The organism is Gammaproteobacteria bacterium, assembly GCA_032250735.1.
Lineage (GTDB): Bacteria > Pseudomonadota > Gammaproteobacteria > SZUA-152 > SZUA-152 > SZUA-152.
Window position 1 is genome coordinate 1 of the sequence record JAVVEP010000025.1, and the last position, 2575, is coordinate 2575.

General features: G+C 56.9%; 1 protein-coding gene and 2 pseudogenes. 1 reads left to right on the plus strand and 2 read right to left on the minus strand.

What is annotated here, in order from left to right:
* Positions 1-199 (plus strand): hypothetical protein (locus RRB22_12565; protein ID MDT8385238.1); only part of this gene is annotated, 199 nt, incomplete at its 5' end.
* A 68-nt stretch (positions 200-267) separates the two neighbouring features.
* Here the strand turns inward: RRB22_12565 and RRB22_12570 are convergent.
* Both RRB22_12570 and RRB22_12575 read right to left on the minus strand, forming a co-directional pair.
* Positions 268-1378, minus strand: a pseudogene (locus tag RRB22_12570) (transposase).
* Positions 1375-2282 (minus strand): annotated as a pseudogene (locus tag RRB22_12575) (site-specific integrase). Before RRB22_12575 ends, RRB22_12570 begins: the two co-directional pseudogenes overlap by 4 nt.
* Positions 2283-2575 lie beyond the last annotated feature (293 nt).

The window sequence follows — 2575 nt, forward strand, 5'->3', positions numbered from 1 at the left end:
AAGGTTAGATTGTGAGAGCGAAGCGAGCCACAATCTGAACCGTTTGTTGGACAAGCCCGGCATCGAAGCCACTCACTATGAAAATATCTTTTTGAAAGTTACGGGCACCCGAGGCGTCAAACCAGGAATATCCGTTGACATCGCCACCGTTGCGGTAGCGCAAGCACTGAACGGCCGGTTTTTCCCTGATTCCGGCTGAATTCAGGCCGACAATATTTCTCTGCTTATGGAAACAGAACGTCCTTCAATTAAAATATGCGGGTGCGGTTACATAGCCATGGCAACCGCTGCTGCATCCGGTGGTGCGCGCCCGGGAATACTGGGTGGGATCCGCGTTCGTACGATCTTCATTTCAGCGCCGCAACAGCGGCAGGTGAGCGGCGGTCTTTTTCTGAGCCACGGCATTGATCGGCCAGGATCAAGCTTGAGCAGATAGTGCAGCAGCTGGATCAACCGTTTACTGTTAGGGTGCAGGAAGCCGAAGTTGCGGGCACGACGAAAGCCTTTGGGTAACACGTGTCGCAGGAGCAGCCAGAGAAAATCCGCGCCCGCCAGGGTGCGGGTTTCACTCTTTCGGGTTTTGCTGTTTTGATAGCAGAAGGTCACCTGTCCGTTGCTGCAGGCGATAATATCCTTTTCCTGAAGCACGCCCCGATAGAGATAGCGGCCCAGATAGACCAGCGCTTTCTCACCCGAGCCCACGCACTTACAGTCCACCACCCACGTGTCGGGATAGCGCTTTGGCAGCACGAGCCCCGCCTCGGCGATGGCCGCCAGCAGCTTGGCGCGAAACACCTTGGCCAGCGCCTTGTGATTGAACAGATAGGCGGCGCCGCCATCGCCTTTGTGTTTTGCCGTCTTGGAGCGCCACAGCCGCCGCTTGGCATCCATCGCCGCCGCCGGCATGGCCAGATGGATATGGGGATGATAATCCAGGCGGCGTGAGTGGGTATGCAGTACGGCGACTGCGCCGGGCGTTCCCTGCAGCTGCCTGTCGTTCAGGCTGAAGGTACGCACCGTCTCCCAACTGCATTGCATCATCAAGGCATAGAGCGTGCGTTGATGGGTCCAGGCCAGCGCACGCAGCTCGGCGGGCAGCGTAAAGGTTAACAGGAAATAATCACCGGGCACCTGCTTCTTGAGCTGCCGTTCCAGCCACAGCTGGCTCTCATGATGCTGGCAATGCGGACAGCTGCGATGGCCGCAGGAATGCGGCACGAAAAGCTGTTCGTCACACGCGATGCATCCGGCGGCTAAGCGCGTTACGGCATTGCTTCATGGCACCCAGTGCCCGCCGATGACTCGGCAGCATGCCATTGGCGTACTTTGCCAAGAGCGGTGCCTCGAAGGTGTCAATGATGGAGGCGAGGCGGATCATTTCACGCTCCCCCAATCCATCGAAAAGCCATTCATCAGCGCGTTGATGAGTGTGGTGGCGTTCTGCCCGGTATGCGATGTCAGGTGCGTGTATTTGGCCGTGGTGAGGATAGAGTGGTGGCCGAGGATCTTCTGCACCTCCAGCAGATCGACGCCCGCCTCGATCAGATGGGTCGCGTAGCTGTGACGCAGGCTGTGCGGAGAGATCTTTTTTTTAGCCCGCACTCTTGGGCCACCTTGCGCAAGGTGAGCTGCACGCCACCGCGATCCAGCGGCGACGTGGCCCGGTGCGCCCCCGTCAGGCCCGCCTGGCGATTGGGAAACAGCAGCGTGGGATGGCGATGGAGCTGCCAGAAGCGGCGCAGCAGCGCCAGCGTCTGATCCGGCAACGGCACAAAGCGATCCTTATTGCCCTTGGCATCACGGATATGAATTCGCCGCCGCTTCGCATCGACGTCCCCCACCTGCAACCGCAAGCCCTCCCCGAGACGTAATCCGAGGCTATAGAGAGTGAAAAAGAACACGCGGTAACTGAGCGTCCGGGTGGACTGGAAGAGCCGCCCGGCCTCCTCGACAGTGACGATATCCGGCAGCCGCCGCGCCTTGGGCGGCTTGATCAGATCGACCGCCACCCACGGCTTGCGCAGCACGTGAGTGTAGAAAAACTTCAACCCGTAGAGGTCGAGCTTAACGGCGCTCCAGGAATGGGTGCTCAGCAGATCGGTAAAATAATCGAGCAACTGCTGCTCGGACAGCGCATCGAGCCGATGATCGAAATAGGCCCCGATACGGCGAATGGCCCGCGCATAGGCCTCGATGGTTTTGGGTTGCAAGCCCTTGAGCGCAAGGTGCTTGAGGTGTGATTGGTATTGCTGCTTGAAGTTTTCCTCAGATACTGGTTTCATGGTTTGGTAACCTCATAATTCTTTGCGGAATGACCCTCGCGTGCGAGGGGTGAGGTTACATCTTACAATTTACGGGATGTTGCCGTTTTTCTCCGCGTAGCGGCTTCGTCCAACAACACGTTATGAATCAAGAAAGGAATCATGTACATCTATGAAATAATTAAGCCTGGTACTTGGTTAGACTACGAAGATCGTGATTGGTCTTGGGAAGTTGAAGGTATTTTGCGTAGCTTGGAAAGTCAATTCTACGATGCCAATCTTGCTTTGAATATGTTTTTAAAGAAGAGAAAGGG